Annotated in this window: 1 protein-coding gene; it reads left to right on the top strand. The window is 42.2% G+C overall.

The genetic code is table 11. From position 1 onward, the window contains the following. Positions 1-148 precede the first annotated feature (148 nt). Positions 149-1,122 (top strand): site-specific integrase (locus R2S57_RS30340; protein WP_316848653.1); only part of this gene is annotated, 974 nt, incomplete at its 3' end.

Here is a 1,122-nt window from a genome sequence, read left to right as displayed (position 1 = left end):
ATGTTCATAAAATGAACATCTTGACTTTTGAATACTGCAAAGCTAAATTTGTTAACCATTAATGTAAGACATTATGAAAACCAATTTCAGCTTGCTCTTCTATTTGAAGAAGTCAAAAAATTATCAAAACGGCCCTGTAGCAATCTACATGAGGATTACTGTTGATGGTAAAAGATCCGAAATCACGACAGGAAGATCCTGTGAACCGGAGAAATGGATTGTTGCCACCGGTCGGATCAATGGGAAAAAGGAAAATGCAAGGTCCTTGAACGCCTACCTAACGGACCTACAGATGAAGGTCTATGAAGCGCACCGTCAGCTTACCCTATGCGGCAACCTGATTACTGCGGAAGCCATCCGCGACAAGTTCCAGGGAAAAGAAGAGAAACAGACTACATTGATCGGGGTCTTCACGGAGCATAACCGTAAGATGGAAGTTCTGGTAGGGACCGAGTATACCAAAGGCACAGCTCAAAGATACCGCACTTCCCTTAAACACACTGAGGATTTTTTACAATGGAAATATTCTGTTAGTGATGTAGAGCTTAAAAAGGTGAACCATGAGTTTATTACCGAGTATGATTTTTATTTGCGGTCAGTCAGGAAATGCAACAACAACTCGGCAGTAAAGTACATGAAGAATTTGGGTAAGATTATCAGAATATGCCTTTCCAACGAATGGATGTCCTTTAATCCATTTTTGAATTACAAAAACAAGGTTAAGCCAGTCGAGAGAGTATGTCTGAACGAAGAGGAGATGGAGAAGATTGCCCGTAAACCGATGGTAAGCGAGAGGCTGGAACAAGTTAGGGACATATTTCTTTTCTGCTGTTTTACAGGCTTGTCTTACATCGACGTAAAGCAGTTAAGAGAAACTGACATCGTACTGGGTATAGACGGTGAATATTGGATTTCGATCAAAAGACAGAAGACCAATGTCCCGTCCCGCATACCATTACTGCCAAGGGCGACCGCATTGATTGAGCGTTATAAAAACCATACCGCCCGCCAGGTCACAGGGATGATATTTCCGGTCTGCAGCAACCAAAAAATAAACAGCTACCTCAAAGAGATCTCAGATGTTTGCGGTATCAGGAAACAGATCACCTTCCATATCGCCAG

The organism is Pedobacter psychrodurus, from assembly GCF_032678585.1.
Classification (GTDB): Bacteria; Bacteroidota; Bacteroidia; order Sphingobacteriales; family Sphingobacteriaceae; genus Pedobacter; species Pedobacter psychrodurus_A.
This window is presented reverse-complemented; position numbering and strand designations above follow the sequence as displayed.